Genomic DNA, 26,900 nt, shown 5'->3' with positions numbered 1-26,900 from the left:
TTCTCTGCTTTTTATCTTGTCACAAGGCATTGGCTTCAGTCCGTCTCGACGGCTGCCGATGAACGTGAGGACAAGATGAGCTTTCAAGATGAACCTATTATTTCCTTCGACACGCCCGGTACTTTCAGTGACCTGGTGGTGGGCGAGGGCCAGATCGACCCGGCGATGGAGCACGAGCTAGACCTGCAGCGCTTTCATATCCGCATGGCCAATTCGCGTGGCCGGCGCGAGGCGGCCAGTTTGCTGATCCGCAAAATGTACGGCTGGCGCGGCTATGCCGTCGATCCCGGCATCGCGCATGCGCTGAATAAAATCACCCTGTTTGCGGAAACCGCAGGCTCCACCGTCGGCACCATGACCCTGTGCCTGGACAATGACGAGACGGGCTTGCCCGCCGATGAAAACTTTCGCGACAAGCTCGACGTGCTGCGCGAGCAGGGCCGGCGCCTGTGCGAACCGTCGCGCCTGGCCATCGACAAGGGCGTGAGCAAGCGCGTGTTTGCGGCACTGATTCATATTTCTTATATCTATGCCCACAATATTCACGGCTTTACGGATTACGTGATCGAAGTCAATCCACGCCACGTGGTGTTTTACAAGCGCATGCTGGGTTTCAAGGATTTTGGCGGCGAGCGAGAGTGCACGCGCGTGGGCGCGCCGGCCGTACTGCTGCGCCTGGACCTCGACTACATGGGGGCCCAGATCCGCAAATACGGCGGCATGATGGAACAGCATGGGGGGGAACGGTCGTTTTACCCCTTTTTTTTCCCGACATGGGATGAACCAGGCATCACCGACCGGCTGCGGCAGGGGCGCAACTGACTCATTTATTTTTCAACAAGATCGCCTGCATGTGGCTGCCCGGAATCGCGTAGGTGATGCCGCTGGGCGCGGTGATGGCCGCCTCTTTCAAACCCTTGACATACACCATGTTGACGATGCCATAGACGAGACCGGTCTCGGGATCGAACAGGGGGCTGCCGCTGCTGCCCGGATACGCCGTCGCGTCCAGCTGGAATACCGTGTACGGCGCTTTTTGCAGTTGCGCCAGGCGCCGGGTGTCGAGGCGCTGCGCGGTTGCGCTGGGCCTGACCACCGGCGTCAGCGACGATACGGTGGCGCGGTGCGTCACGTGGTGCAGACCCAGCAAGGTACCCAGCGGGAAGCCGGTAAAGGCCATGGCCTGGCCTTCGCGCACCGTGCCCGCGTCGCCCAGCGCCAGGGCCGGCAGGGGCGCGCCAGCCAGGCGCAACAAGGCCAGGTCGTGCTCCGTGTCCAGCGCCTGGATTTTGGCGGGGCGAAATTGCGCCGCCTCGCCTTGGCCTGTGAGTATGCCGATCACTTCGGTGGGATTGGCATCGAGCAGTTTTTGGATCACATGGGCGCAGGTCAGCACACTCAAGCCGTCGCCCGCCACGAAACCCGTGCCGAGGAAATTCATGGGCGGCGTGCGCGTCGCTTGCAGGCTACCGACGCCGACGATGGACGGTTTCACGCGCGCAATGACTTGCGCCAGGGCTTGGTCGGCACGGCAGGGCGCGCTGGCCACAGCCAGGACCAGGCAGGACAGCAGGGCAGAGGAGAATGTCAACGGCAGGGCTTTCATGGCGGCGCACTTTCAGAGGGAGGCGGTTGCGGGGGCTGCAGCAATGCGCACAGCAGCATCAGATAGCACAGCAGGGCGATACGCGGCACGTCGAGCAGGCTGTCGAACAGCCCGACGACGAGAAAACCCAGCAGGGCGGCGGCGCAGGCCAGCGCGCACGGGTTGCCCCCCGTGGCCTGGCGCAGCAGGCGCAGGCCTGCCAGGGAAAGCAGAGCCAGCAGCGTCAGTGCGCCGCACCAGCCCGTTTCCACCAGCACATGCAGCGCCAGGCTCTTGATATGCCACGGCAAGTGATGGTGGTCGCTGCTGAAAAACCAGTAATTGTTGGCCTGCGTAAAGCGCCCATTGGCGATCAATTCCTCGCCGCCGGGCGCGCGCAGGCTCAGATTATCGACGTCGATCACGGACGAGGTGGCCGTGCCGCTGGCCGCCAGTTCCAGCTGCACGGGCGGGCGCAGCAGCCAGGCGCCCGCGCCCAGCCATTTGCTGTCGAACGGCACTTCATAGTGCTGCCAGGCCGGCACGGGACTGCCAGGCGGGGGCGCCTGCAGGCGCAGGGGGATAGGCACGCAAGCTTGTGCGTACAGCAATTGTCTCTGGCACAGACGCACCAGCAGCACGGGCATGGGGCCGCTTCGGCGCACGTCCAGCGCCAGGGTGTAGTGCGTGGCCGGCTGCAGCGGCAGGCGTTGCAGCAGCCGCAGCAGTTCGCCATAGCCGGCGCTGTAGCCGGGACTGGCCAGGCGCACATAGGTGTTGCCGGAATTGCCAGGCTCGCCGCCTTCCTCCGCATAGGCGATGCTGGCCGGCACTTCGCGCCCCGGATTGTGCCAGTAGTACGTGGCGGGAAAGCTGCCCATGCCCATGCCGAACAGCTGATCGCCCCAGTCGGACGGCTGCATGGCCAGCACTTGCTGCCAGTGGCGCAAGCGGCCTTGCATGTCGAAGGCCGTGGTGGCGAAACGTTCGGTGGCGTAATAGCTGGCCGAGACGGGGATGGCCAGCAGCAGCAGGATGCCGGCCGCGCCCGCGATGCTCAGGCTGGCCCGGTCCAGCCGCCATAGTGGCGCGCGCAAGCGTCCATTGCACAGCATCAGCATGGCCAGCAACACGACCAGCCCGGCCGGCGCCAGGGCGGGCGCACCGGCCCAGTGCCAGCCTATCCAGACCAGATTGCACGCCAGCATGCTCCACGCCATCATCGCCAGGACCAGCCTGGCCGGGCCTTTGCCGGCAGCGCCACCCGGCCACAGGGTGCCGGGCAGCAGCGCGCCCGCCAGCAGCACGGTGGCCAGCAGGAACAGGAAATACGGGCCTTTCAGCCAGCCGGCAGCCTGCTTGCCGGCCCCTTCCGGCCACCAGCTGACAAGCAGCCCCTGCAGGCACAGCGCGCACAGCAGGCTTGCCGGCGCCAGGCGCCACGGCAAGGGCCGCGCGGCCAGTACGAAGCTGGCCGTGAGCAGGATGACGGCGGCGAGCAAGCCCCGGTAGCCGGCCACGCTGAACATGGTCACGAGCAGGACGGTGCCCAGGCCGGCCAGCAGCAGCATCAGCAAGGGTTTCCGCATGGTTCGCCGGCCCGTCGGACGCTGCGCCGCGCCGGGAGCTGTGCGCAAGGTCTGCCACATGGCCAGCAGCACGGCCAGCAGCACTGCCGCCGCCAGGGCCGCGTACAGGCCCCGTGAAAAGGTGGTACATGCCGCGTGCAGGGCCAATGCCAGCAGCAGCAAGGCCAGCGCCGCTTGCCAGCGGCTGCGCGCGCGCGCCAGCCACAGTCCCGCAAATGGCAGGCTCAGGGCCAGATAGCCATCCAGCGCGGCGCCGCCCGTGTGCATGGCGGAAAACGGCGCCGTGATGCGGTAGTCGCTGGACAGGTTCGTCAAACCGGGAAACACGGCCCGTTCCCACAGCGCGAACAGGGACACCATGGCCAGCCCGGCCAGCATGCCCGGCAGCGCGTAGCGGCGCAGGGCGGACGGCTCTCCGTCGCGCAGCAGCAGCGGCAGCAGCAGCATGCTCCAGGCCCAGGCCTTGCCCAGTCGCAAGCTGTTGTAGGGGCTCAGGTAATTATCCCAGGCATACACATCGAGGGGCGGCAGCGGCAGCACGCCCCGCAGCAGCGCTGCCAGCCAGGCCAGGCTGCACAGCAGCAGGCAGGCGCGGGCGGCGGACGGGAGCCGCGCCGCGGCGCTGCGGGCCGGTCCGCCCAGGCGCCAATAGCCGCAGGCTACCGTCAGCAACAGCAGCACGTCGATTTCTTCGAGGAAGAACCAGCCCGTCCACGGCGCCAGGTCCAGCACGGGCAGCAGGGCGGGCACGCAGAACAGCCAGCAGGCGGGACGCCAGCACAGCAGCAGGAAATAGGCGGGCAGCAGGGCGGCAAACAGCAGGCCGGGCCAGCCGTGGCCCAGCGGATAATGGCGCAGGGCCAGCATGCAGGCCGCGCCCGCCAGCAAGGCCAGCAGCCGTGCTGCCAGGCCAGGCAAGGCCGCGTGCGCCGCCATGGCCTAGAGCTGGGTCAGCAAGGCCTGCGCCTCGGCCCGCTGCGGGAACTCCTTGTTGGCGGCAAGCAGCTGTTCCAGTTGCTTGCGCGCCCCCGGCTTGTCGCCCGATTTCGCCAGCGCCGCACCCAGGTGGTACTGGATTTCAGGCAACTTCGGCGCCAGGCCGGCCGCCTTGCGCAGCAGGGAGGTCGCGCGCTTGACGTCGCCCTGTTCCAGCACGATCCAGCCCAGAGTATCGAGCACGATGGGGTTGTCCGGTACCAGCTTGAGCGCCTGCTCGGCCGTCGCCTGCGCGCGCGGATCTTTTTCCTGCTGGTACGCCCACGCCAGGTCGTTCAGCGCCGCCACATTGGCCGTGTCCTTGGCAACGATGTACTGCAGCTGTTCGATGGCCGCGCCGTATTGCTTTGCCGCCAGCTTGGCACCGGCCAGGTAGCTGCGCACGCCCAGGTCGTCGGGCTTGTCTTTCAGCCAGGCCGCCATGCGCGCATCGGCCTCGCGCACCTGGCCCGCGGCCAGCAAGGCGCGGTGCAGCTGTACCTGCATGGGGCCAATATTGCTGATCTGCAGGGCGTGTTGGTACAGCTTGACGGCTTCCTGCGGCAGTTTCTGCGCCATCAGCACGTCGCCTTCGAGCTTGTAGCCGGCCGCCAGCTTCGGCTGCTGTTGCTGCACCTGGCGCGCTACGGCCAGTGCATCGCGCTGGCGGTTCAGGCCCAGCAGCAGTGTCACTTCGACCACGCGCGCTTCGAGCAGGGCCGGGTCAAGCGCTTGCGCCCGCTTGACGGCTTGCAGCGCATTCTGGCCGTCGCCCAGTGCCAGGCGCAAGCTGGCGATGCGCATCTGCAGCGGTGCCGACGTCGTCTGCAGGCTGGCCAGCTTGTTGTAGCTGTCGAGCGCCGCCTGCATCTGGCCGGCGCCGTATTCGACCTGCGCCCGCAGGGCCAGCGCATCGGCGTCGTCCGGGTGGCCCGACTGCAGGGTGCGTGCCAGTTCCAGCGCCTTGTCGGGCGCGCCCGTCTGCAGGTAAAAGTTACTCAGCAGCAGGGCCGGCGCGACGGCGTCGGGATTGTCGCGGTGGGCCCGCTCCAGCCAGCGCCGCGCCTCGTCCGTCTTGCCTTGCGAGGCGGCCAGCTTGGCCAGCGCCGCGCACAGGTCGGCATTTTTCGGCGCTTTCGCCAGCGCCCGCTCGAAGCGCTGTTTCGCTTGTTCCGGCTTTTTCCCGGCCAGGTCGAGTTGCGCCAGGTTATTCAGGGCGGGGAGATAGACAGGGTCCATCCCCAGCGCCTGCTCGAAACTGGCGCGCGCGGCGGGTACGTCGCGCAAGGCCATATAGACGCCGCCTTTCAGGTTCAGCAGCAGGGGATTCGTGCCTTTCTGCTGCTGTTCCAGCATCTTGACGGTGGCCAGGGCCTTGTCGTTCTGTTTGTTGCGCAGCAAGGTCAGCACCAGCATGGTGCCCACCTGCGGCGTGCTCTTGTCGAGCATGCTGGCGCGTTCCAGTTCGTCGATGGCACGGCTGTTCTCGCCCATGCCCAGGCGGGTGATGCCCAGCGCCGCATGCAGCCTGGCCGTGTCCGGCGCCAGGGTATTGGCCTTTTCGAAATACGCTGCGGCCTTGTCGTAGCGGCGCGCGCGCAAATGCGCCTCGCCCGCCAGCGACAGCAGTTCCACGTCGTCGGGAACGGTGGCCAGCGCGGGTAGCAGCAGGTCGAGGGCGGCATCGGTCTTGCCACGCATCAGTTCGATCGACGCCATCATCTTGAGCGCGTACAGATGTTTGGGATAGACGGCCAGGAAGCGCTGCAGATAGCTTTCCGCCAGTTGCGGCGAGCCCAGCTTCAGCTGCACGGCGCCGGCCAGCAGGATGGACGGCATGTGCTCGGGCGCCACCTTGAGCACCAGTTGCAACGATTGCAGGGCCGCCTTGTTCTTGCCCTGGCGGAAATCGAGCAGCGCCTGGGCCTGCAGCAATCCCAGGCTGTTGGGCGCCGTCTTGCGCGCCGTGGCCAGCTGGGCCGCCGCTTCCAGGTAGCGGTTTTCCAGGAGATCGAGGTTGGCCAGGTCGATATGCGCCTGGGTATTGTCCGGCTTGAGCTTGAGAATCTGCATGTAGGCGAGGCGCGCCGCGCCGTTCTTGCCCTGCAGGCGCTGCAGGTCGCCCTGCAGGCGCAAGGCGTCGAGGTTGGCGGGCGCGCTTTTCAGCGCCTGGGCCAGCAGCAGCTCGGCCGCCGGCACCTTCTGCTCCAGCGCCACCAGCCGCGCCAGGCCCAGCAAGGCCTCGACCTGGCCAGGATGGGCTTCGAGCATGCGCGCAAACACGGCGCGCGCCTCGTCCTGGCGGCCCAGGGCCAGCAAAGCATCGCCGCGCAGGGCCAGCACGGCTGGCGGCTGCGCCGCATCGTCGGTGATCTCGGCCAGTACCTTGTCGAACTGGCCCAGCATCAGCCAGGCCTTGCCCAGCAATGGCATCACTTGCTGCGCCGCCAGGCCCAGCGACTTTGCTCTGCGCAATTCTTTCTCGGCCGACAGCGCTTCGCCCGTGTCGATATAGATGCTGCCCAGCAGCAAGCGCGCCGCCGCATTGTCCGGCTCCTTTTGCAGCAGGTTCTTCAGCTGGATGATGGCGGCGCGCGCCTCGCCCTTCTGGCGGTACTGCTGCGCCTCGGCCAGCAGGGATGCGCTGCTCTGCGTGCCGTGGCACCCCGTCAGCAAGGGCAGCAGCAGGGTGCAGCACAGCGCGGCGGCCGGCAAGCCGGGGAAAGGGCGGGGCAGGGTACGGGCCATGGAAGTCTCCGGTAGCGGCGTGCGTGAAGGATGGGCATGGCCTAGCTTAAAAAGATGGGCGCCGCTCTCCTTGATTGCGCTCAACAAGCCGCCGATTCTCCGCGCGCCTGCCTGCCGCCGCTCCGTATTTCTTGTTCCTGCTCAAGAATGGCCGGGCCGGCGACCGTAGAATTTCCCGGACGGCGATGCTCAGGCCGCAACCATTGGGAGCACATGCATATGGACAGCAAGGTGGATGGCACGGCGGACGTGGTGGCCGTGGTGGGGCTCGGTTATGTCGGCTTGCAGCTGGCCGTGGCGTTCGGCATGCGCCAGCGCACCATCGGCTTTGACCTATCGGCACGCAAGGTAGAAAGTTACCGCAAGCATGTCGACCCCACGGGCGAAGTGAGTACGGAACAGCTGCGCGCGGCGCAGTGGCTGAGCGTGGGTTGCGATCCAGCCGAGCTGCAGCTGGCCGATTTCATCGTCGTGGCCGTACCCACGCCCGTCGACAGCGCGCACAATCCCGATTTCTCCGCCCTGGCCGGCGCCAGCGCGGCCGTCGGGCGCCACATGCGGCGCGGCGCCACCGTCATCTACGAGTCCACCGTGTATCCGGGCGCCACCGAGGAAATCTGTATCCCCATCCTCGAGCGGCATTCGGGCCTACGCTGGAAGGAAGATTTTCATGTGGGCTTTTCGCCCGAGCGCATCAACCCCGGCGACAAGGACCACACCCTGCACAGCATCCGCAAGGTAGTTTCGGGCGACGACGACGCCACTCTGGACAAGGTGGCCGCCCTGTACGAAGGCGTGGTCGCGGCCGGCGTGCACCGGGCGTCGAGCATCCGCGTGGCCGAAGCGGCCAAGGTGATCGAAAACACGCAGCGCGACCTGAACATCGCGCTGATGAACGAACTGGCCATCATCTTCGACCGCATCGGCATCGATACCCTGGAAGTGCTGCAGGCGGCGGGCACCAAATGGAATTTCCTGCCGTTCCGTCCCGGCCTGGTGGGCGGCCACTGCATCGGCGTCGACCCGTATTATTTGACGCACAAGGCGGAAATGCTGGGCTACCATCCGCATGTGATCCTGGCCGGGCGCCGCATCAACGACGGCATGGCCAAATTCGTGGCAGAAAAGACCATCAAGGAAATGGTGCGCGCCGGTTTCAAATTGAAAGGTTCGCACGTCAACGTGCTGGGCCTGACCTTCAAGGAAAATTGTCCGGACTTGCGCAACTCGAAAGTGGTCGACATGATCCACGAACTGCAATCGTACGGCGTGCAGGTGCATGTGCACGACCCCGTCGCTGATGGCCGCGAAGCGCTGGAAGAGTACGGTTTGACCCTGGAAAGCTGGGAACAGCTGCCGCGGGCCGAGGCCATCATCAGCGCCGTCTCGCACCAGGCCTTGCTGGCCCGTCCGCTGGCCGACTTCCAGGCCAAGGTGCTGGAAAACGGCTGCTTCATCGACATCAAGTCGCATTTCGACCCTCGTCCGCTGGCGGACGGCGGCCTGCACGTGTGGCGGCTGTGATGGCGGCCGACGCTTTCAATGCCGCAGCAGACACGGCGCAGGAGTCAGTCGGTGGCGTGGCGGGCCCGGCTGCCGGCGCCTACGCGCAAGCGTGTGCGCAACTGGCCAGCGAACCGCGCCGCTGGCTGGTGACGGGCGTGGCCGGCTTCATCGGCTCGCACCTGCTGGAAACCTTGCTGCAACTGGGCCAGGAAGTGCGCGGCCTGGACAACTTTATGACGGGCCACCGGCATAACCTGGAGCAAGTGCGCGCCAGCGTGGGCGAAGCGGCGTGGCGGCGCTTCACCTTCATCGAAGGCGATATCCGCGACCCGCAAGCGTGCGCGCGCGCGTGCGGCGTGCCGGCGCCGGCCGCCGGCAGTGGCGACGGTACGGCAGATGGCGGCGGCACTTTGAGCGAGCACGGCCGTGCCGATCCAGGCGGCCCCGTCGCCGTCGATTTTGTGCTGCACCAGGCGGCGCTCGGTTCCGTCTCGCGTTCGCTGGAAGACCCGCTGCTGTGCCATGCCGTCAATGTCAGCGGCTTCCTGAACATGCTGGCCGCCGCGCGCGAGGCGGGCGTGCAGCGCTTCGTGTATGCCGCGTCCAGCGCCACCTATGGCGACCATCCGGCCTTGCCGAAAGTGGAAGAGCACATCGGCGCGCCCCTGTCGCCGTATGCCTTGAGTAAATATGTCAATGAATTGTACGCGCAGGTGTACGCGCGCTGCTACGCCACGCAGATGGTGGGGCTGCGCTATTTCAATGTCTTCGGCCCCAGGCAAGACCCGCTGGGCGCCTACGCGGCCGTCATTCCCCGCTGGATCGCCGCCATGCTGGACGGCCAGGCCGTGCACATCCATGGCGACGGCGCCACCAGCCGCGATTTCTGCTTTGTGCACAATGCCGTGCAAGCCAATATCCTGGCCGCCACCGGTACCGACCCGGCAGCCGTCAACCAGGTCTACAACGTGGCCGTCAACGCCCGCACCAGTCTGACGCAGCTGCACGCCAGCATGCAGCAGATGTTGCTGGCCACCCTCCCGCAGCACGTGCCGCTGGCACCCGAATATGGCGAATTTCGCGCCGGCGACGTGCGCCATTCGCAGGCGGACATCGCCAAGGCGACCCGCTTGCTCGGCTACGTGCCCACGCACGATCTGGCGCAAGGCTTGCGGCACACCATCGCCTGGTATGTGGAGCAGGCGGGCCTGGCATGAGGTACGAGCTGGCCGCACCTGACGTGTGCGCGCAGGCGGCCCGCATTGTGGCCCGCTTACTATACGTCCAATACAATGCCACACCCGCGCGATTGCCAGCCCCCTAGTGTTGCACGGGCGTAGCTGCCGGTGCTGCCGGTGTTGGCGGCTTGGGCGGCTCGGGCACGCCGTCGGTCTTGCTGTGCAGGACGCGGGGCGTGCCGCGGAAATCGGCCGTATGCAGGGTGACGGGGCGGCGCCAGATGCGGGCGATATACGCCAGCACCTGTTCCGCCCGCTCCAGATCGAGGCCGCGCCCATCGCGCTCGTGATCGTGGCGCAGCACCAGGCTGCCGTCGTCGTTGAGCAGGGTGACGGCGATGCACGGCGCGCCATAATTATATTTGGGTGCCAGGATGGCTTCGCGGATGGCCCGCAAGTCGCGGCTGGCCAGGCGCGTTTCGCCGTCGCGGCGGCTTTCATGCACGAACAGGCCCAGGCGGTCAGCCAGTTCCCCGTCCAGGTAGTTGCGGATGAAACTGCAGTCATCGTCGTCGCGGCAAATCTGGCGCGCCCGCGCCAGTCCTTCGCGCTCAATGATGTGTTCCCACATGCAAAAGCCCAGGTGATAGGGATTGACGGCCAGCGCCTGCTGGTGCTCGCCCGCGTAAGGGCGCACCACGTCCGAATGCGACTTGATGGCGGACAGATACAATGCGGGGGGCAGGAAGTCGGCTTCGCGCAGCAGCCGCGCATGCCAGTACGAGGCCCAGCCTTCGTTCATGATCTGGCAGGCGTACACGGGATAGAAGTAAAACGACTCTTCGCGCACGGCCAAAAAAATGTCGCGTTCCCAGTCGGCCAGCTCCGGCCCATGCTGTGCGATGAACCATAATAAATCGTACTCGGCTTGCGGCGGCAGGAGCGGGCGCTGCGCCAGCCGCGCCCTGGCCGCCTCGCGTGCCGCCAGCGTGGCTGCCTCACCGGGCAAGCGCCGGTAGCGCCGGTCAAACGGGTCGTCTGCGGCGGCTTTGCCTGGCGTGCCCGCGACGCCGGCTGGCCCCGATGCCGCGGCATAGGGTGGGCGGTGCAGCTCGGCATGGATGTCCACATGCTGTTCCAGCGCCAGTGCCGCGTCGAGCACGGCTTCCACCTGCTCCTGCCCGTGCCGTTGTAGCGCCATTTCCAGACGCTGCGCCCGCGCCGCGCTTTGTTGCAGGATGTGCTGGCCCGCCATGGCGCCGAAGCGCAGGAACAGGGCATTGCGGCTGGCAAAATCAGCGTGACCGAGCACATGCGCTGTGACGAGGGTGTTTTCGGCCACGGAATTGTGTTCCGCCATGTAGGCATGGCAAGGGTCGCCGGGAAACATGACTTCGAAAATATGCGAATTGCCCATCTTCTGATGCACGAGCTGGTGAATGTAGCGCACGCCGAACGACCAGTGACGCATGCGCACGGGCAAGCCATAGATGGCGATCTCGGCCATGAAACTGTCCGGCACCAGCTCGAACTCGACGGGCGCAAATGCCAGGCCCAGCTCGCGCGCCAGTGCTTCGATGCGCGCCGCGTAGCCGTCCAGGCCCATGGTGTCGACTCTGTCGGCCTTGTCGGCCTGGTCTGGCGCGTCGCCGTGGTTCCGGGCGTCAGGCCGTGTCATGACGCTTCCTCCGTGTCGGCCGCCTCGTGCTGGAAAAAGGTGCGGATGGCCGCCCACACATCGTCAGGCTTGCTGAGGATGCTGCTGTGCAAGGGCAAGCCCTGCCGTTCCTGCTCGGCGCACAGGCTGTGCATTTCCGTTTCCAGGCTGCGCGGCACGCCGGGCAAGGTTTCCACATAGCCCATATAGCTGAGCAAGGCGGCCAGTTCGCGCAAGGCCAGGCCGGCTGCGCCCCGGTCTTCGCTGAAATTTTCGCCATCGGAGGCATAGAACAGATAGGCGTTATAGCGCCCCGGTGCGTAGTGTTCCTGCAGCAGTTCGCGGCTCAGGCGAAAGGCGGTGGACGCCATGGTGCCGCCCATCCCATTGACCTGGAAGAATTCGGCTTCGGAAAATTCCCAGGCCCGCGTCGTATGGGCGATGAAGCGCGTTTCCACGCGCGCATACCTGCGTCGCAAGCCCTGCAAGGCAAAGAAAAAGAAGGATTTGGCCAACTTGCGTTCGGCTTGCGCCATGCTGGCCGACACGTCCAGCACGAAAAACACGACGGCATTCGTGCTGGGCCGGGGCTGTGCCAGCACCTGGCGGTAGCGCAAGTCATCATTGGTGAAGGGCACAGGCTGCGCTTGCAGGGCGCGCCGCTTGATCGCTTCCTTGACGGTGCGGCGCCGGTCCAGGCGCGAGCGGGCGCCATGCCGGTCCAGGCCACTACGTACCAGCCGCACGTCGTCGATCGCGCCCAGGTGGCGCGGTTTCAGGTGCGGTAGCTCGAAGGCTTCCCATAGCCAGTCGAAGATATCGTCGATGGGAAACTCCAGCAACAGGCGCACCGTCCCCTCGCCATCGCCGCCTGGCGCACCAGCCTCGCCTGTGGCGGCAGGGCGTGCCGCGCGCAGGAGATCGCCGGGCTGGCCTTCACCCTGGCCCGCGCCCACGCTGTTGCGCGCGGGCGCCAGGCGGAAATGCGCATGTTCGAGCAGGCGCATGGGCACTTGTACCGTGCGCTGCTGCGGTCCGCCGATCAAGTCAGGCGTGGCGATCAGCTCGGGCAAGTGCGCCTGCACGGCTTCGCGTACTTTCTGGTTGTGGCGCAGCCAGTCGCGCGCGCCGCGCGAGAACAAGCCGTACCAGGGCCGGGCCAGGGCAGGGGAGGTGGAAACTGGCGAAGTCGTGGCGGACATGGCTATTCCTGCGCCAGCAAGGTGGTCACGTAGTTGAGTGCTTCGCGCGCGCTATGGGCGTCATAGCCGTATTCGTCCACCAGGCGCTGCTCGACGGCAGAGATCCTGGCCCGCACGTCATCGTCTGGGCGCTTGGCCGAACCGACCAGGCGCAGCACGTCGCGCCGCTGCTCGAACAGATATTGCTGGATGGCATCGTGCAATTGCGCGTGGCTGCCCAGGCCAAAGGGCTCGCCCCGCTTGAAGGCGCCCATGGCCTTGCGCACCACTTCTTGTCGGAACGACTGCTTGCCCGAGTCGCTGATATGGATTTTTTCTTCCACGGCGCGCAGGAAGCGCTCGTCGGGGCGGCGCTCTTCGCTGGTCATGGGGTCGCGGATCTGGCGGTTGTCGAGCATGGCTTCGACTTCATCGAGATACTTGCTCAGCAAGTCCTGCGCTTCTTGCTCGAACGACACGAACAGGGCCTTGTGCACGTCGGCCTTGACCCAGCGGTTATAGAAATCCTTGCGCGTGAGCACCAGGTAATCGACCCACTGGCGCTTGCGCCGCGGTTCGATGCGCGCATCGCTTTCGATGCCATCCTTCAGGGCCAGCAGCACATCCATGGTGGAGAGGCTGTTGCGCTGAGCGGAAATGATGGCGTGCGACAGGGCATTGATGACGAAACGGGGCGACACGCCCGACAAGCCTTCGTCGGGCGCCTTGTCGCGCTCGCGCAAGCGGCGGATGTCGGCATGCTGCAAGTCGTCGACGTCTTCGTCCGCATACACGCGCAGTTTCTTGACCAGCTCGGCTTCCTTGGCCTCGCCTTCTGGCAGGCGGCTGAGGATGGCGAACACGGCCGCCGCATGCAGCACGTGCGGATCGAGGTGCACGTCGCGGAAGGCAGGCGCGGCCGCCAGGATCAGCTTGCGGTAAATGCGCGCTTCTTCGCGGTAATTGAGCGTATACGGCACTTGCACGATGACCATGCGGTCGAGCAGCGCCTCGTTTTCGCTTTCTTGCAGGAATTTGCGAAATTCGGCCAGGTTCGTGTGTGCGAGGATGGTTTCGTCGAGGTAAATCAGGGGAAAGCGCGACACCTTGACATTCTTTTCCTGCGTCAGGGTGAGTAGTAAATAGAGGAATTCCCTCTTGACCTTGAGGATTTCGATCATTTCCAGCATGCCGCGGCTGGCCGCATACACGGCGCCGGACCACGACCAGGCGCGCGGATCGCCTTCGTCGCCGTACTGCGCCACTTTCGACAGGTCGACGGAACCGACCAGGTCGGCCAGGTCGGCCGTGGTAGGGTCGTGCGGCGCATACGTGCCGATGCCGCAGCGCCCCGCCTCGGACAGGTGGATGCGTTCGACGGGCATGCGCAGGAAGTCGCCCGCGTACTGTTCTTCCAGGCGGGCGCGGCAATGGGGACACAGTTCGCCATGCAGCTCGGCATCATAGCTGGCGCGAAAGTCGGCGCGCATGCTGTGCGGCACCAGGTGCAGCGGTGATTCGTGCACGGGGCAGCCGGCGATGCCGTACAGCGCGCCTTCGCTGCTGTGGCTGTATTCTTCCAGCCCCCGTTTGAGCAGGATCACCAGGGTCGACTTGCCGCCCGACGGCGGGCCCAGCAGCAGCAGCATGCGCCGGCCCACTTCGGAGCCGGCGGCAGCCGCCTTGAAGTAGGCGGCTACGCGGTCGATCGCCTCGTCGATGCCGAACAACTCGTCGTCGAACAGGCGGCAGCGGAAGCGCCCGCTCTCATCGGTCTGGCCGTTCCAGCGCATCATGTCCCACAAGTACTGGTGCGCGCTGCGCGTCAGCAGGGCCGCGCGGCCGGGCAGGATTTGCTCGATAAAGTCGGCAAAACTGCCGCGCCAGGGGCTGATGCGGTGTTTTTCCGCCCAGGCCGCCATGCCTTGCACAAAACCGGCATGCTGGCCTGCTTGCTCGCCCGCAGGCGCATCGTCGTGGCGTGTCGTACCAGGGCTCGTCATTGTTTCCCCATCCATGCCGTTGCTGGCGTTGCTGTTGTTGCTAACCTTGCTGCCGTGGAGCAGGCCCGGTTCCAGCCTGTTGGCCCAGTATACGGCGGCGCCTCTGCCCGCACGCCTGATCTCGCTCAACCTTGACGAGGGAACTATTTTTGCCCGCTTGGCCCCGTTGGCGCAGGGCGGTCACGCGCCTGCGCAATTCAATCCAGATCAATACCGGCCGGCGCGGCCCGTCCACACTGGATATCCAGAGCAACCCACGAGGAGAACATGATGATCGGCAATGATAGCGGTTTCAGCGCCCCACCCGGCAGCAGTGGCCAGGGGCAAAGCGCGGACGATGAAGAGGCCATCGGCCAATTTTCCACCCCCGGCGAGGACGACAATACGATCGAGAGCGCGTCCGTCTCGGACGTGCCCGACGCCCTGAGCGGCGTCAGCATGGAATTGCTGGAAATCAAGCGCAGTATCGAAGACGGCATGCGCCAGTCCATTTCCCAGGCGGGCGGCGTGCGTGCCGCCGACGCCTTCAGCGACGGCGGCAATATCCAGGGCGTGTCCATCGGCCTGGGCGAGGGCGCCAGCGACAGCTCGTCCGGCGAACCGGGCTTGCCGGCCCTGACCCTGTACGTGGCCGAACCGACGTCCGTCGACCGTGCCAAGGCCGCCATCGTGGGGGCCATGGGCGTGCGTGCCGTGGCCAGCGACAGGGTGCCCGTGAATATTGTCGTCACGGGCGTGATCGACGCGCAACCGCACCGTTTCCGCTTGCGTCCGGCGCCGGGCGGCGTGTCGGTCGGGCATTTCCGCATCACGGCTGGCACCATCGGCTGCCTGGCCGTGGGGCGCAGCGCGCCGCGCAACAGCCGTTTGATGATTCTGAGCAATAATCACGTGCTGGCCAATTCCAACGGCGGCGCGTTCAACGACTGCATCGTGCAGCCGGGCCCCATCGATGGCGGGCGTTGCCCGCAAGACCAGGTGGCCGTACTCGAACGCTTCGTGCCCATCAATTTCAGTGGCGGCGTCAATTTTGTCGATTGCGCCACCGGCTGGGCCTGGCCAGACCGCGTGCGTCGCGAACTGGTCTACCTGAGCGGTGGCGTGCCGGCCTATTTCCGCATCAGCAACGCGCTGGCAGCGCCCGCGCTGGGCATGCTGGTCGGCAAATCCGGACGCACGACGCAATTGACGCAGGGCCGCATCACGGGCCTGGGCGCTACCATCAACGTCAATTATGGCGGCGGCAGGATCGCGCTGTTCCAGGATCAGATCGCCATTACGGGCGTCAGCGGGGCATTCAGCGCGGGCGGCGACTCCGGCTCGTCCATCTGGACCTGGAACCAGCAGCGCAATCCCGTCGGTCTGCTGTTTGCCGGCGGCGGCAATATCACGTTTGCCAATCAGATGCGCAGGGTGGTGGTGGCGCTCGATATCAATTTATATACTTGAGCATGGTCACAGAAAACGGCGCGGCGGCGTGATGCTTCCTTGCACTGCGCCACCTTTTGCACGATGATGATATGGTCAGGTGTAGCTGCCATGCATGGCCTGGCGGGCAAGAGGCGCTGCCGTGCCTCCTTGTTCCACGCGTGCCGTGGGCAGCATCAGGAGGATGTGTCATGTCAAACAGTAAATTTGTAACAGCGGCTTACGCCGTCTTCGAGGATGCGGCCATGCCGTATGTGCCGGACGAGGCGAGTAGCCTCGCGGTGGCGGGCTTCGCGCATGCCGCGCCGCCGCCCGGCCGGCTGGAAGCGGCAAAGCGGCGCAACGAGCGGGCCCTGATGGCGATCGATGGGGTCGAAGGCGTCAGCCTGGGGCAGACTGCCATCGGCGGCGAAGCCCTTGTCGTGTATTTGCGCGATGCGTCCGTCAAGCGCCGCGTGCCGTCGCAGGTCGATGGTTACCCGGTGGAAACGAGCATCACAGGCCAGATCGATATCCAGCGCTGGTAGGGCGTAGTGACGTATATGGCAGGCAAGAAAAGCCCGCTTGCGGGCCTTCCTTGCCATGCGTGCGCTGAGCCTATTTGCTCAGGCGGGCTATCGCTTCGGCCACGCCCGCGCCATACGCGGGGTCGCACAGGGTGCAGTTGCCGATGTGGCGTTGCTTGACTTGCTCCGAGGCACCCGAGATGGCACGCGCCGTATTGTCGAACAAGGCTTGCTGCTGTGCCGCAGTCATCAGGCGGAACAGGGCCCGTGGCTGCGAATAGTAATCCTCGTCGACCCTGTGGTTCCAGTGGTCGGCCGCGCCTTCGAGACTCAATGGCGGCTCGCGGAAGTCGGGCTGCTCGGCCCATTCCTGCTCGCTGTTCGGTTCATAGCCCAGGGTGCCGCCCTGGTTGCCGTCGACGCGCATCTGGCCGTCGCGGTGGTAGCTGTGGAACGGGCATTTCGGCGCGTTGACGGGGATATGGCTGTGGTTGACACCGAGGCGATAGCGCTGCGCGTCGCCATACGAGAACAAGCGGCCTTGCAGCATCTTGTCCGGCGAAAAACTGATGCCCGGCACTACGTTGGCCGGGTTGAAGGCCGCCTGTTCCACTTCGGCAAAGTGGTTGTCGGCATTGCGGTTCAGTTCCAGTACGCCCACCTCGATCAGCGGATAGTCGCCGTGCGGCCACACTTTCGACAGATCGAAGGGGTTCAGGTGATACGTGCCTGCCTCTTTTTCCGGCATGATCTGCACGTACAGCGTCCAGCGGGGGAAATCCTTGTTTTCGATGCTTTCGTATAGGTCGCGGTGCGAGCTTTCACGGTCCTTGCCCACCAGCGCCTCGGCTTCGGCATCCGTCAGGTTTTCAATTCCTTGCTGGGTTTTGAAGGTGAACTTGACCCAGAAACGCTCGTTTTGCGCGTTCAGGAAGCTGAAGGTATGGCTGCCGAAGCCGTGCATGTGGCGGAAGCTGCGCGGCAAGCCCCGGTCGCTCATCACCACCGTCACCTGGTGCAGCGCTTCCGGCAGCGAGGTCCAGAAGTCCCAGTTGCTGTTGGCGCTGCGCAAGCCCGTGCGCGGGTCGCGCTTGATCGCGTGATTCAAATCGGGGAATTTCAGCGGGTCGCGCATGAAGAACACGGGCGTGTTGTTGCCGACCAAATCCCAGTTGCCTTCTTCCGTGTAGAACTTCAGGGCGAAGCCGCGGATATCGCGTTCCGCGTCCGCCGCGCCACGTTCGCCGGCCACCGTGGAAAAGCGCGCGAACATGGGCGTTTGCTTGCCCACGGCGCCAAAGATTTTCGCCCGCGTGTAGTGCGTGATGTCGTGCGTGACGGTAAACGTGCCATGCGCGCCGGAACCCTTGGCATGCATGCGGCGCTCGGGAATGACTTCGCGGTCGAAGTGGGCCAGCTTTTCCAGGAACCACACATCTTGCAGCAGGGCAGGGCCACGGGGGCCGGCCGTCTGGATGTTCTGGTTGTCGACGACAGGTGCGCCAAAGGCGGTGGTCAGCTTTTTCATTGGACTCTTTCTTATAGGGAGGTCAACGGACGAGCCAGGGCCTACCCAAACACTGGCTGGGCTGAGCATTGCGACACGCTCACCGAGGCTGGTCCAGAGTAACAAATTTCTAAAAAGCAAATACAGTATGCCAATCGGGGCCAGCAACAGCCCCGCCGCCTCCACGGAAGCAGCTAGACCATCATAGCCCCTCAGCAATGTCCAGTCCAACACGATTGATTTGGCGCAAAGCGCAGCGTTATTTTCTGGCGCGCCAGCGACTTGGCTTAAAACCTGTTCCAGTTATTGTGCCGGTGTTCCGTCGCTTCCTTCATCAGGTGGCCAGCGCGCAAGGCGTCATCGGCCTGCACCGTCATGGCCAGCTCCTGGATGGCGGGCGGGTATTCGTGATGGGCCGCTTCTTCCAGCAGTGCATGGCCCTTGACCAGGTCGCGCGGTACACCGCGGCCTTCGCGGTAGGCGTTGTACAGCAGGAACATGGCATGTGGATTGCCCAGTTCGCTCGATTTTTCCAGCCAGCGCGCGGCTATTACGGCATCTTGCGGCACGCCTTCGCCATTCGCCGCCAGCAAGCCCAGCATCAAGGCCGCCTTGGCGTGCCCTTGCTGCGCCGCTTGCCGGTACCACAGCCAGGCTTGGGCCGGCGTGGCCGCGCGCAGCATTTGTCCCAGTTCGAAGGCCGCTTCCGTGTCGCCGGCGCGGGCCGCCTGTTCGAACAGACTCAGCGCTTCGGAGCGGCGCTCCGGACGGGCCTGGTAAATCAGCGCCAGTTCGCGCTCGGCGACGGGCATGTCCTTGCCGGCCCAGCTGCGGACCTTGCGCTCGGCCTGCTGGTCGCCCGCCTGGCGCGCGTGCATGGCGACGGCTTCGATTTCCGCTGACGTAGGCGGCGGCGATGCCTGGCAGGCGGCCAGGACGGAGGCCAGCACGACGGCGGGGAGGGAAAGTGCGTGTTTCATCTGGATCACCTTGCAGAATGAGGGGCCGGAACTGCAGCAGTTCCGGCCCATGGACCTTATTTGCTCAGGTCGATGCGGTACTTGGCGAAACCGCTGGCGTCGAGGCCGCCTTCGGCCGCCACGTTGGCGATGCCGCTGCCTTGCGCCAGCACCAGGTGACCGGGTGCCGAGCGCAGGATCACGGGACCGGCCGTGGCCGTCTTGACGAAGCTCCAGCTGCGCGCGCTGCCATTCGCCGCCAGGGTCACCTTGCCGCCCTTGGTGCTCAGCGAGGCCAGGTAATTGCTGACCACGGCCTGGTTCGCATCGGGCGACTTGATGATGGTCTTGCTGCCATCGATGCCAGGCACGGCGCCGCCACCACCGGCGCGGTAGTCGTTGGTGGCGACGATGAAATCATCGCCATCGGCGACCGCCGCGCCCTTGTACGTGAGGTTGACGATGCGGCTGCCTGGCTTTTTCGTCACGTCGATCTGGTACGTGAGCGCATTGTTTTCTGCATAGAACACGTCGTAGTTATAAATCGTGCCATACGACGGCACCAGGTCTTGCTCGGCAGTACTGGCCGGGTCGATCTGGCCAAATTGCTTGGCCGATGTTTCCAGCCAGGCCTTCAAGTCCGATCCCTTGATTTTCACGGCTTGCAGGTTGTTGTTGCTATATAAATACAGGTCGCCCGGATTGCGCACTTGCAAGCCGATTGGCGCGGCCGGCGTCGCACCTGCGGCCACATCCGTGAAGTCCGATGGCCCGTTGCGGCCCGCCTTGAATGGCGCGCTGCACGAGATGACGGGGATATTCTTGTAGCTGGACAAGGTCGCATCCGTGCTGGTGGCGATGAAATTCTTCACGTAGTCGAGCTGCGCCTGGTTCACCAGCTGGATGGCGCTGACATCGCCCACCAGCGCGAAGTAGGCGGACATTTCGAAATCCGTGCTGATGCCCAGCGGCTGCTTGGCGTAAGCGATGGTGGCTGCGTGCTCGGTGGCCACCAGCGGCGCAATGGCCGGGTCGGCTTTCACCAGGGTCTTGCCATCCGTGTACTTGAAGCCACGCGATTCCACCGTCGTCTTGGCCGGCTGCACCACCCATTTTCCGGCCTGATACACCATCGTCAGCTTGATGATGCCCAGGCGGCGGCCCCAGCTTTGCGCCATGACGGTCGGTACGCCGTTCACGAAGCCGTTGACGGCGTCGATCTTCGCGCTGGCGGGGAAGGCGGCAAACGAGGCGTCCAGCGCGGCCGCGCCTTCTTCCTTGCCTTTCGGGAAGATCAAGTGGGAATGGCCGATCATCAGTGCGTCGATGCCCGTGCTGGTCAAGTGATAGCTGCCGTTTTCCATCTTCGGGCTGTAGGCGCTGGTGTCCAGGCCGCCATGCGACAGGGCCACGACGAGGTCGGCGCCCTTGTTGCGCAATTCCGGCACATACTGTTTCGCCGCTTCCTGCACGCCCGTCACGCTAACTTTACCAGCGAGCACTTTCTGATCCCATTCGAGGATTTGCGGCGGCACAAAGCTCAGCACGCCCACATTGATCTTCACAGTCAGCTTGCTGCCATCGGGTGCCGTGGCGGCGAAATCGCGGGGCAGCAGGGTGTAGGGCTGGAAAATGGGCTTGCCGCTGGCCACGCCGACTACATTGCTCAGCACGGAAGGGAAGGCGGGCGCGCCGCAGGTAGCCGTCGGCTTGGCCACGCCCGGTATGCCGAAATCCGTGTTGGTGATCTGGCTCAGGTAAGGCAAGCCATAGTTGAATTCATGGTTGCCCATGCCGCCCGCATCATATTTCAGTGCGTTCATGGCCTTGTGTACGGCCAGCGTGCCGGAGCAGGGCACGGGCGCGGCTACGGCTTGTAAATCGGCCAGCAGGGTGCCCTGGATGACGTCGCCATCGTCGAGCAGCACGTTGTTCGGGTTTTCCGCGCGCGCCGCCTGGATCAGGGTCGACGTGCGCTCCAGGCCCAGGCTGGTGTCTTCCGCCAGCGCGTAATAGTTGTAACTCAGGACGTTCGAGTGGATATCGGTGGTTTCCAGCAAGGCCACGCTGACCGTCGTGCCTTCTGGAATGACCTGCGCCGTCGTCGAGCCGCCGTTGCAGCCAGTTATTAAACCTGCACTTGCCAGCGCCGCCAGCATGATCCAATTTGTTTTCATTGCCGCCCTCGGAAAGATTCAAAGGACGCGACTGTAACGCCGCCATATGACGCGGCGATGACAGCCGTGCAGGGCGCATGGATGCACGCTGCCGCGCGATGGCGCGACTGCCTGTCAATGCACGGGCAGTCTTTTCAGCACTTCATTACTAAAGTAAGGCTCGTCTTCTACCCAGAAAATATAGTCCAGGCCCAGGTAATTGCGGGCAAAATCGAGCAAATCTTCGACTGAATTTTTTTTCTTGGTACGGGGATTGATCTGACGCAGGTTGCCATCTTGTACTGCCATGCCCTTCACCAGGTTCGCAGGGTAGTTCTTGATAAAGCCGTAACTCTGACCCATATGGCTTTTCCGATATGGCATCAGGTCGGGACCGCCCACGCCCATCTGCAGCGTTTGCGCTTGCGCAAACAGGCTACGCATATAACCCTTGTCGGTCCACGGCAGCCATTCACCGGGCAAAAAATTCAAATACACCATGGTGGTGGTATGGGGAAAGGCGCCGGCCAGCACCCGCATGTTTTCCTTGATGGCATCGACATACTGTTGCGGCTTGAAATCATCGGGGAAAATCGTATTTCCCTTGCTATCCTCGACGCCGATGTCGATCGAGCTTTCGCTGAAATTAATACCCTCGATTTTCCCGTCAAATTCCTTGCCCAGCGCCTGGATCAGGCGTTGATAACGCTCGCGTACCGGTACTTCCCACATTTTCGGCGACCAGCCGTATTCATCATCCGTCACCGCTTTGTTCGGGTCGCGTTCTGGTGCGGAAAGCATGCTTTGCTTGATGATGCCGCCCTGGTAGCGAGGATCGCTGAGCAAATAGGCCGGCACATTATGGCGTGGCGTAAAGGACTTTTCCTGCAGTTGTATCCACAGTTTTTTCCCGATTGAATCGAGATAGGCGATGTCGTGGCGGATCGCCGAAAAATCATAACGGTCCTGCTCCGGCTCCAGGCTGCGCCATGTGTACACGATTTGCGCGCCACTGAAGCGGGGATCGCTTAACGCTTTATCCGAGGTGATGTTTTCCCCGTTCAGTTCGCGGTGATTGAAGTAGAGATAGTGCTTGATCGGCTTTTTTATGTCTGCCGCAATGGCACTGCCCATCATCAAAACAAGTAAGGCAAGAAGCCTTGTGGAGTTACGTAAGAACATCGATTCCTTGGTGATTGTGAAAATTGAACTGTGGCAAGATGGAGTATCTTCACGCGCCATGCAAGCACAATTTATCAAGCGCGCCAAAAATCTAATTTTGTATCAAATCTATATTTTCTGATGAATTTTTGGCCAATTCAGGATTGTTGCTATTATTTAAAACCCAGAGAACAAGCTTTCCATTTTCAATAATTTCTTTTTTGGAATAGATTGCACTAAAATAATCCTGTAGTTTGTTATTGTCTGTCGGTAACGGCAAATTTTTCATATCTTCAGCGATATCTTCGAAGTAATACCTTGATTTTTCCAATGAAGGATACTTCTTTAGCAAATAATCATTCATGGTATATGGCTCATAATTTCCCACGAATAAGTCTTTTGTCAATATTCCTGTAACTGTAATTTTATTGATATGTTTTTTTAAATATTTAAAATTCTCTTTTGTGGTCGAGAAGTCGGATTGTGAAATTGTGTTATTTTTCGACAATTGCCTGACAACAGAAAGCCGAACATGATCGCCATTGATCTCTATTACTTTGCAAATGTAATAATCCGTTTGAATGCTTTGGCTTCCACCATTAACCCCTGTTCTTTTGTTGAAAATAAAACTCCCAATTTGCAATTTATGCTCAGGGCTGTTAATGGTTTGTTTCCATATATGCGGGTTGTAAATCATTTGCTTAAAAGCATATATGGAGACGAGAGCGAGCAGGCTTATTATCAGTATTTTTTTCATTGGGCTAGGCGAGAATAAAATATTTAAGAGCGGCTTGCTAAGGGCTAATAAAATCGAAGCCAGCCGATGTGATGCTCGCGCGGCCGCGCGGCTGAGAAGCACTGCTGTATGTCTGCACGAGGGGCAGAACCAGTCTTCATCGCATCATCCAGGGGCTGTCGACAACAGTTCAGCCGCCATGCGCTTACTTCGATGGCGTCGCCGACGAGATCGCACTCTAGCACGTCGAGGGCTGGGATCCTGATCCTGCTGGTAGCGCATGGATTCCTCTTTTTCACGGTGGCAGGCAACGATCAGCGCACAAATGCAAGTCGATTGCATTATAATTCTAAAACGCAATTCATTTGCATTAACGAGACCATCGCCAACCCTGCAACTCAGCCAGCCTAAGGAATCCCCATGCCCCAGCGCAAACTCCCCGTCACCGTCCTGTCCGGCTTTCTCGGCGCCGGCAAGACCACCTTGCTCAACCACATACTGCGCAACCGCGAGGGCAAGCGCGTGGCCGTCATCGTCAACGACATGAGCGAAGTCAATATCGACGCCTCGCTCGTCAAGGACAGTGCCGCGGCGGCTGGCGCGGCACTGTCGCGCACGGAAGAAAAACTCGTGGAAATGTCGAACGGTTGCATCTGCTGCACCTTGCGCGACGATTTGTTGCTGGAAGTGCGGCGCCTGGCAGCCGAAGACCGCTTCGATTATCTGCTGATCGAATCGACGGGCGTGGGCGAGCCGATGCCCGTGGCCGCCACCTTCGACTTCGAGGATGAGCACGGCGACAGCCTGAACGACGTGGCGCGCATCGACTGCATGGTCACCGTGGTCGACTGCGCCAACCTGCTGATGGACTTTCATAGCGAAGACAGCCTGGAGCAGCGGGGAGAAACGGCGGGTGAGGGCGACGACCGGCAGCTGGCCAACTTGCTCACGGAACAGATCGAATTCGCCAATGTCATCGTCCTCAACAAGGTCGACATGGTGGCGGCGGCCGAGCGCCTGCGCGTGCTGGCCATTTTAAAAGCCCTGAATCCCGGCGCGCGCATCATCGAAACCAACCAGTCCATCGTGCCGCTCGATGCCATCCTGGGCACGAACTTGTTCGACCTGGAGCAGGCGGCCAGCATGCCGGGCTGGGCCCAGGAGCTGGCTGGCGTGCACACGCCGGAGACGGAAACGTATGGCATCGCCAGCTTCGTCTACCGGGCGAAAGAGCCGTTCCACGCGCAGCGCCTGCATGAGTATATTTCGCAGCCGATTCCGGGAGTGGTGCGCAGCAAGGGATACTTTTGGCTGGCCAGCCGCCCCGAATGGGTGGCCAGCCTGTCCGGCGCGGGCAAGCTGATGAATATCGAACCCGTAGGCCTGTGGTGGGCGTCCGTGCCGAAGGAACGCTGGCCCACGGATGCCGCCTCGCTGGCGGAAGTCAAAGCGGGCTGGAGCGAAACGTATGGCGACCGCTACCAGGAGCTCGTCTTCATTGGCCAGAACATGGACCAGGCCGCCATCGAGGCGGACTTGAAAAAATGTCAATTGAACTATACGGAAACGCGCCAGGGCATGGCCGCCTGGCGCAAGCTGCCCGATCCGTTTCCCCAATGGCAACGCATGGAAGAACTGGAAGACTAACCTTGAACAGGAATACACCATGACAGAACTGATCCCCGTCACCATCATCACGGGTTTTCTCGGCAGCGGGAAAACCACCTTGCTCAAGCGCATATTGCAGGGCGATCACGGCGTGCGCATTGCCGTGATCGAAAACGAATTCGCCGCCGAAAGCATCGACCATGGCTTGCTGGTGCAGGATAGCGACGAGCAGATCGTGGAAATGAACAATGGCTGCATCTGCTGCAGCGTGCGGGGCGACCTGATCCGCATCCTCGGTGAACTGCACGCGAAACGCGCAGCGGGCACGATCGCCTTCGACCACGTGATCATCGAAACGACGGGCCTGGCCGCACCGGGCCCCGTGGCGCAAACCTTTTTTGCGGAGCCGTCAATCAGCGAGTTTTACATGCTCGACGCGATATTAACCGTGGTCGATGCGCGCCATGCGCAGCAGCAATTGACGGCGCACAGGGAAGCGCAGGAGCAGGTGGGCTTTGCCGATCGCATCCTGCTGTCGAAGACGGACCTGGTCAGCAAGGACGCGCTGGCCGCGCTGCGCCAGCGCCTGGTCGCCATCAATGGCCGCGCCGGCATACAGAAAGTGCGCTTCGGCAACGTGCCGCTGCGCGACATCCTGAATATACGCGGTTTCAATTTGAACGCCATCGTCGAACTGGAGCCGGATTTCCTCGGAGAACTGGGCCACCGCCATGGGGACGGCGTGCAATCGTTCGTCTACCACCAGTCCCAGGCCCTCGATTTGCTGCAGGTGGAAAACTTTCTCGATGCCGTGGTGCAGCTGTTCGGCAGCCAGCTGATGCGCTACAAGGGCATTTTGTACGTTGCCGATCTGCCATGCCGCGCCGTGTTCCAGGGCGTGCACATGCTGATGGGCTCGGAACTCGGTGCGCCGTGGCGCGATGAGGAAACGCGCGCCAGCAAGATCATCTTCATCGGCCGCGACTTGCCGCAGGAAATGCTGATCCGTGGCCTGGACCGCTGCGTCCTGGACAGTCTGGCCAAGGTGGCGGCATGAGCGTTGAAGCGGGCTTGCCCGCCCTGGCGCTGATTTTCCTGCTCGGCATGCGGCATGGCCTGGAGCCGGACCACCTGGCCGCCGTCGACGGTCTCACTTTGCGCAGCCAGGCCACCCATGCGCGCTGGACACCTTGGATGGGCGCGCTGTTTGCACTGGGGCATGGCGTCTGCGTGCTGGCCATCTTGGCCGTGGCCGCCGTGGCATCGCAGCAATTTACGCCCTCGCCAAATCTGTTCGGCTGGCTGGAGTGGCTGCCCATCGCCTTGCTGTTGATAATTGCCGCCATGAATGCGCGCAGCTTGCTGGCCGGCGCGCAACTGGCCGAGGTGCGCAGCCGGTTGCTGCCTCGCTGGCTGCGGGGCGCTTCCGGGCCGCTCGGCGCCATCCTCGTCGGCATGCTGTTCGCGCTGGTGTTCGACACGGCCCTGCAGGCGGCGGCCTGGGGCTACGCGGCCGTGGCCCTGGGCGGCATGGGGCCGGCCTTGCTCACGGGTACGGTGTTTGCCGTCGGCATGGGCGTGACGGATACCTTCGATGGCTGGGTCACGGCGAAAGTCATGCGCACCGGCAAGACTGACATCGTGCGGGCCTTCCGTCGCCGTCTGGGCTGGCCCATCGTCGCCATTTGCGTGGCCATGGCCGCCTGCATGGCCGCCGGCAAGCTGGACCCGGCCTGCTCGCTGCCGGAAAGCTGGATGGCAGCACTGGGTGGGGCCATGGTATTGCTGATGGCGGCCCTGTACGGCTGGACATTGCATGGCTTGCGGCGCGTACGTGCGTAAGGGAAGGGCGTGGGTATAATGGAAAAAAACTCCCGAGTCCTCCTATGCCCGCACCCGATATCGTCATCCGCCTGCTGACGCCAGCCGACACCACCGCCTTTTGCGCGCTGCGCCTGCGCGCCATCCTGGATTCTCCCAGCGCGTTTTCCTCGTCGCGCGAGGATGAACTGGCGCGCACGCCCGAGGAACACGTGCAGCGCATCGCCGGCGGTTCCATGCAGCGCGGCTTTGGCGCCTTCGATGGTGATCGTCTCGTGGGTTTTGCCGGCTTGCGGCGCGAATCGCTGCGCCAGTTGTCGCACAAGGCCCTGCTATGGGGCGTGTTTGTCGATGTGACGCAACGGGGCCGTGGCGTGGCGCGGCGGCTCGTCAACGCCTGCATCGAACAGGCCGAGACGGACCCTGCCATCATGCAGGTGCACTTGAGCGTGAATGCGGAAAACAATGCCGCACGGCAACTGTATGAATCGCTGGGATTTATCGCGTATGGCACGGAACCGCGTTCGATGCGCGTGGGCGACTTGTTTTATGACGAGCATCACCTGGCCTTATTGATCAGGTAATGCTGCTGGCAA

The 26,900-nt window shown here is 63.3% G+C and carries 20 protein-coding genes; 9 read left to right on the top strand and 11 right to left on the bottom strand.

Translation table 11 applies throughout. The annotated features are described in order from the left end of the window. Window positions 1–75: 75 nt before the first annotated feature. Entirely contained in the window at window positions 76–822 is a 747-nt protein-coding gene (locus ACP7EG_RS25510; RefSeq protein WP_426089913.1) for an N-acyl amino acid synthase FeeM domain-containing protein, read from the top strand. Window position 823: 1 nt separating this feature from the next. Here ACP7EG_RS25510 and ACP7EG_RS25505 read toward each other — a convergent pair whose 3' ends face one another. From ACP7EG_RS25505 to prsT, 3 genes are read right to left on the bottom strand one after another with little or no spacing between them, the layout of a single operon-like run. Next, the gene (locus ACP7EG_RS25505; protein WP_096235453.1) at window positions 824–1,606 is read right to left on the bottom strand and encodes a S1 family peptidase; all 783 of its coding nucleotides are present in this window, start codon (window positions 1,604–1,606) and stop codon (window positions 824–826) included. Then, complete coding sequence (locus tag ACP7EG_RS25500) at window positions 1,603–4,110, bottom strand: hypothetical protein (protein ID WP_426089912.1); 2,508 nt, start codon at window positions 4,108–4,110, stop codon at window positions 1,603–1,605. Before ACP7EG_RS25500 ends, ACP7EG_RS25505 begins: the two co-directional genes overlap by 4 nt. Before the next feature lie 3 nt (window positions 4,111–4,113). Continuing rightward, window positions 4,114–6,897 carry an XrtA/PEP-CTERM system TPR-repeat protein PrsT gene (prsT, locus tag ACP7EG_RS25495; RefSeq protein WP_426089910.1) on the bottom strand — a complete coding sequence of 928 codons (2,784 nt, stop codon included), beginning with the start codon at window positions 6,895–6,897 and terminating at the stop codon, window positions 4,114–4,116. A 219-nt stretch (window positions 6,898–7,116) separates the two neighbouring features. On the opposite strand from prsT, the gene ACP7EG_RS25490 reads away from it, so the two are divergent. Both ACP7EG_RS25490 and ACP7EG_RS25485 read left to right on the top strand, forming a co-directional pair. Beyond that, window positions 7,117–8,421, top strand: a complete 1,305-nt coding sequence (locus ACP7EG_RS25490; RefSeq protein ID WP_426089982.1) for a nucleotide sugar dehydrogenase — start codon at window positions 7,117–7,119, stop codon at window positions 8,419–8,421. Beyond that, window positions 8,421–9,620, top strand: coding sequence for an SDR family oxidoreductase (locus ACP7EG_RS25485; protein WP_426089908.1), 1,200 nt, complete (start codon window positions 8,421–8,423; stop codon window positions 9,618–9,620). The genes ACP7EG_RS25490 and ACP7EG_RS25485 overlap by 1 nt, the downstream gene beginning before the upstream one ends. Window positions 9,621–9,723: 103 nt before the next feature. On the opposite strand, the gene ACP7EG_RS25480 is transcribed toward ACP7EG_RS25485, so the two are convergent. Genes ACP7EG_RS25480 through ACP7EG_RS25470 form a run of 3 tightly spaced genes read right to left on the bottom strand, consistent with a single transcriptional unit; the run spans window position 9,724 to window position 14,422 of the window. Continuing rightward, complete coding sequence (locus ACP7EG_RS25480) at window positions 9,724–11,259, bottom strand: SpoVR family protein (RefSeq protein WP_426089906.1); 1,536 nt, start codon at window positions 11,257–11,259, stop codon at window positions 9,724–9,726. Next, window positions 11,256–12,440, bottom strand: a complete 1,185-nt coding sequence (locus tag ACP7EG_RS25475; RefSeq protein WP_426089904.1) for a DUF444 family protein — start codon at window positions 12,438–12,440, stop codon at window positions 11,256–11,258. Before ACP7EG_RS25475 ends, ACP7EG_RS25480 begins: the two co-directional genes overlap by 4 nt. Before the next feature lie 2 nt (window positions 12,441–12,442). Further along, the gene (locus ACP7EG_RS25470; RefSeq protein WP_426089902.1) at window positions 12,443–14,422 is read right to left on the bottom strand and encodes a serine protein kinase; all 1,980 of its coding nucleotides are present in this window, start codon (window positions 14,420–14,422) and stop codon (window positions 12,443–12,445) included. Between the two features lie 267 nt (window positions 14,423–14,689). Here ACP7EG_RS25470 and ACP7EG_RS25465 point away from each other — a divergent pair, with 267 nt between their 5' ends. Together ACP7EG_RS25465 and ACP7EG_RS25460 are read left to right on the top strand one after the other, a co-directional pair. Then, on the top strand, window positions 14,690–15,871 hold the full coding sequence (locus ACP7EG_RS25465; protein ID WP_426089900.1) for a hypothetical protein: 1,182 nt from the start codon (window positions 14,690–14,692) through the stop codon (window positions 15,869–15,871). A 170-nt stretch (window positions 15,872–16,041) separates the two neighbouring features. Continuing rightward, window positions 16,042–16,377: a hypothetical protein gene (locus ACP7EG_RS25460; RefSeq protein ID WP_426089898.1), complete on the top strand. Its 336-nt coding sequence runs from the start codon at window positions 16,042–16,044 to the stop codon at window positions 16,375–16,377. Between the two features lie 70 nt (window positions 16,378–16,447). On the opposite strand, the gene ACP7EG_RS25455 is transcribed toward ACP7EG_RS25460, so the two are convergent. The 5 genes from ACP7EG_RS25455 to ACP7EG_RS25435 form a co-directional block, all read right to left on the bottom strand. Beyond that, window positions 16,448–17,884, bottom strand: a complete 1,437-nt coding sequence (locus ACP7EG_RS25455) for a catalase (protein WP_426089896.1) — start codon at window positions 17,882–17,884, stop codon at window positions 16,448–16,450. A gap of 266 nt (window positions 17,885–18,150) precedes the next feature. After that, on the bottom strand, window positions 18,151–18,843 hold the full coding sequence (locus ACP7EG_RS25450; protein WP_426089894.1) for a tetratricopeptide repeat protein: 693 nt from the start codon (window positions 18,841–18,843) through the stop codon (window positions 18,151–18,153). 56 nt (window positions 18,844–18,899) lie between these two features. Next, a complete protein-coding gene (locus ACP7EG_RS25445; RefSeq protein ID WP_426089892.1) occupies window positions 18,900–20,999 on the bottom strand; it encodes a bifunctional 2',3'-cyclic-nucleotide 2'-phosphodiesterase/3'-nucleotidase in 2,100 nt (699 codons plus the stop codon). Window positions 21,000–21,113: 114 nt separating this feature from the next. Further along, on the bottom strand, window positions 21,114–22,220 hold the full coding sequence (locus tag ACP7EG_RS25440; RefSeq protein WP_426089890.1) for a hypothetical protein: 1,107 nt from the start codon (window positions 22,218–22,220) through the stop codon (window positions 21,114–21,116). A gap of 31 nt (window positions 22,221–22,251) precedes the next feature. Further along, the gene (locus tag ACP7EG_RS25435) at window positions 22,252–22,896 is read right to left on the bottom strand and encodes a hypothetical protein (RefSeq protein WP_426089888.1); all 645 of its coding nucleotides are present in this window, start codon (window positions 22,894–22,896) and stop codon (window positions 22,252–22,254) included. Between the two features lie 399 nt (window positions 22,897–23,295). Between ACP7EG_RS25435 and zigA the strand changes: the two genes are divergently transcribed. Genes zigA through ACP7EG_RS25415 form a run of 4 tightly spaced genes read left to right on the top strand, consistent with a single transcriptional unit; the run spans window position 23,296 to window position 26,888 of the window. Beyond that, on the top strand, window positions 23,296–24,522 hold the full coding sequence (zigA, locus tag ACP7EG_RS25430) for a zinc metallochaperone GTPase ZigA (RefSeq protein ID WP_426089886.1): 1,227 nt from the start codon (window positions 23,296–23,298) through the stop codon (window positions 24,520–24,522). Between the two features lie 19 nt (window positions 24,523–24,541). Next, window positions 24,542–25,540: a CobW family GTP-binding protein gene (locus ACP7EG_RS25425; protein WP_426089884.1), complete on the top strand. Its 999-nt coding sequence runs from the start codon at window positions 24,542–24,544 to the stop codon at window positions 25,538–25,540. Beyond that, window positions 25,537–26,325, top strand: coding sequence for a hypothetical protein (locus ACP7EG_RS25420; protein ID WP_426089882.1), 789 nt, complete (start codon window positions 25,537–25,539; stop codon window positions 26,323–26,325). Before ACP7EG_RS25425 ends, ACP7EG_RS25420 begins: the two co-directional genes overlap by 4 nt. A gap of 44 nt (window positions 26,326–26,369) precedes the next feature. Further along, a complete protein-coding gene (locus tag ACP7EG_RS25415) occupies window positions 26,370–26,888 on the top strand; it encodes a GNAT family N-acetyltransferase (protein WP_426089880.1) in 519 nt (172 codons plus the stop codon). The last annotated feature ends 12 nt before the right edge of the window (window positions 26,889–26,900 follow it).

Source organism: Janthinobacterium sp. PSPC1-1, from assembly GCF_049897625.1.
Classification (GTDB): domain Bacteria; phylum Pseudomonadota; class Gammaproteobacteria; order Burkholderiales; family Burkholderiaceae_D; genus Janthinobacterium; species Janthinobacterium tructae.
Note: the sequence above shows the minus strand (reverse complement) of the source record. Positions and strands in the feature narration are given on the sequence as shown.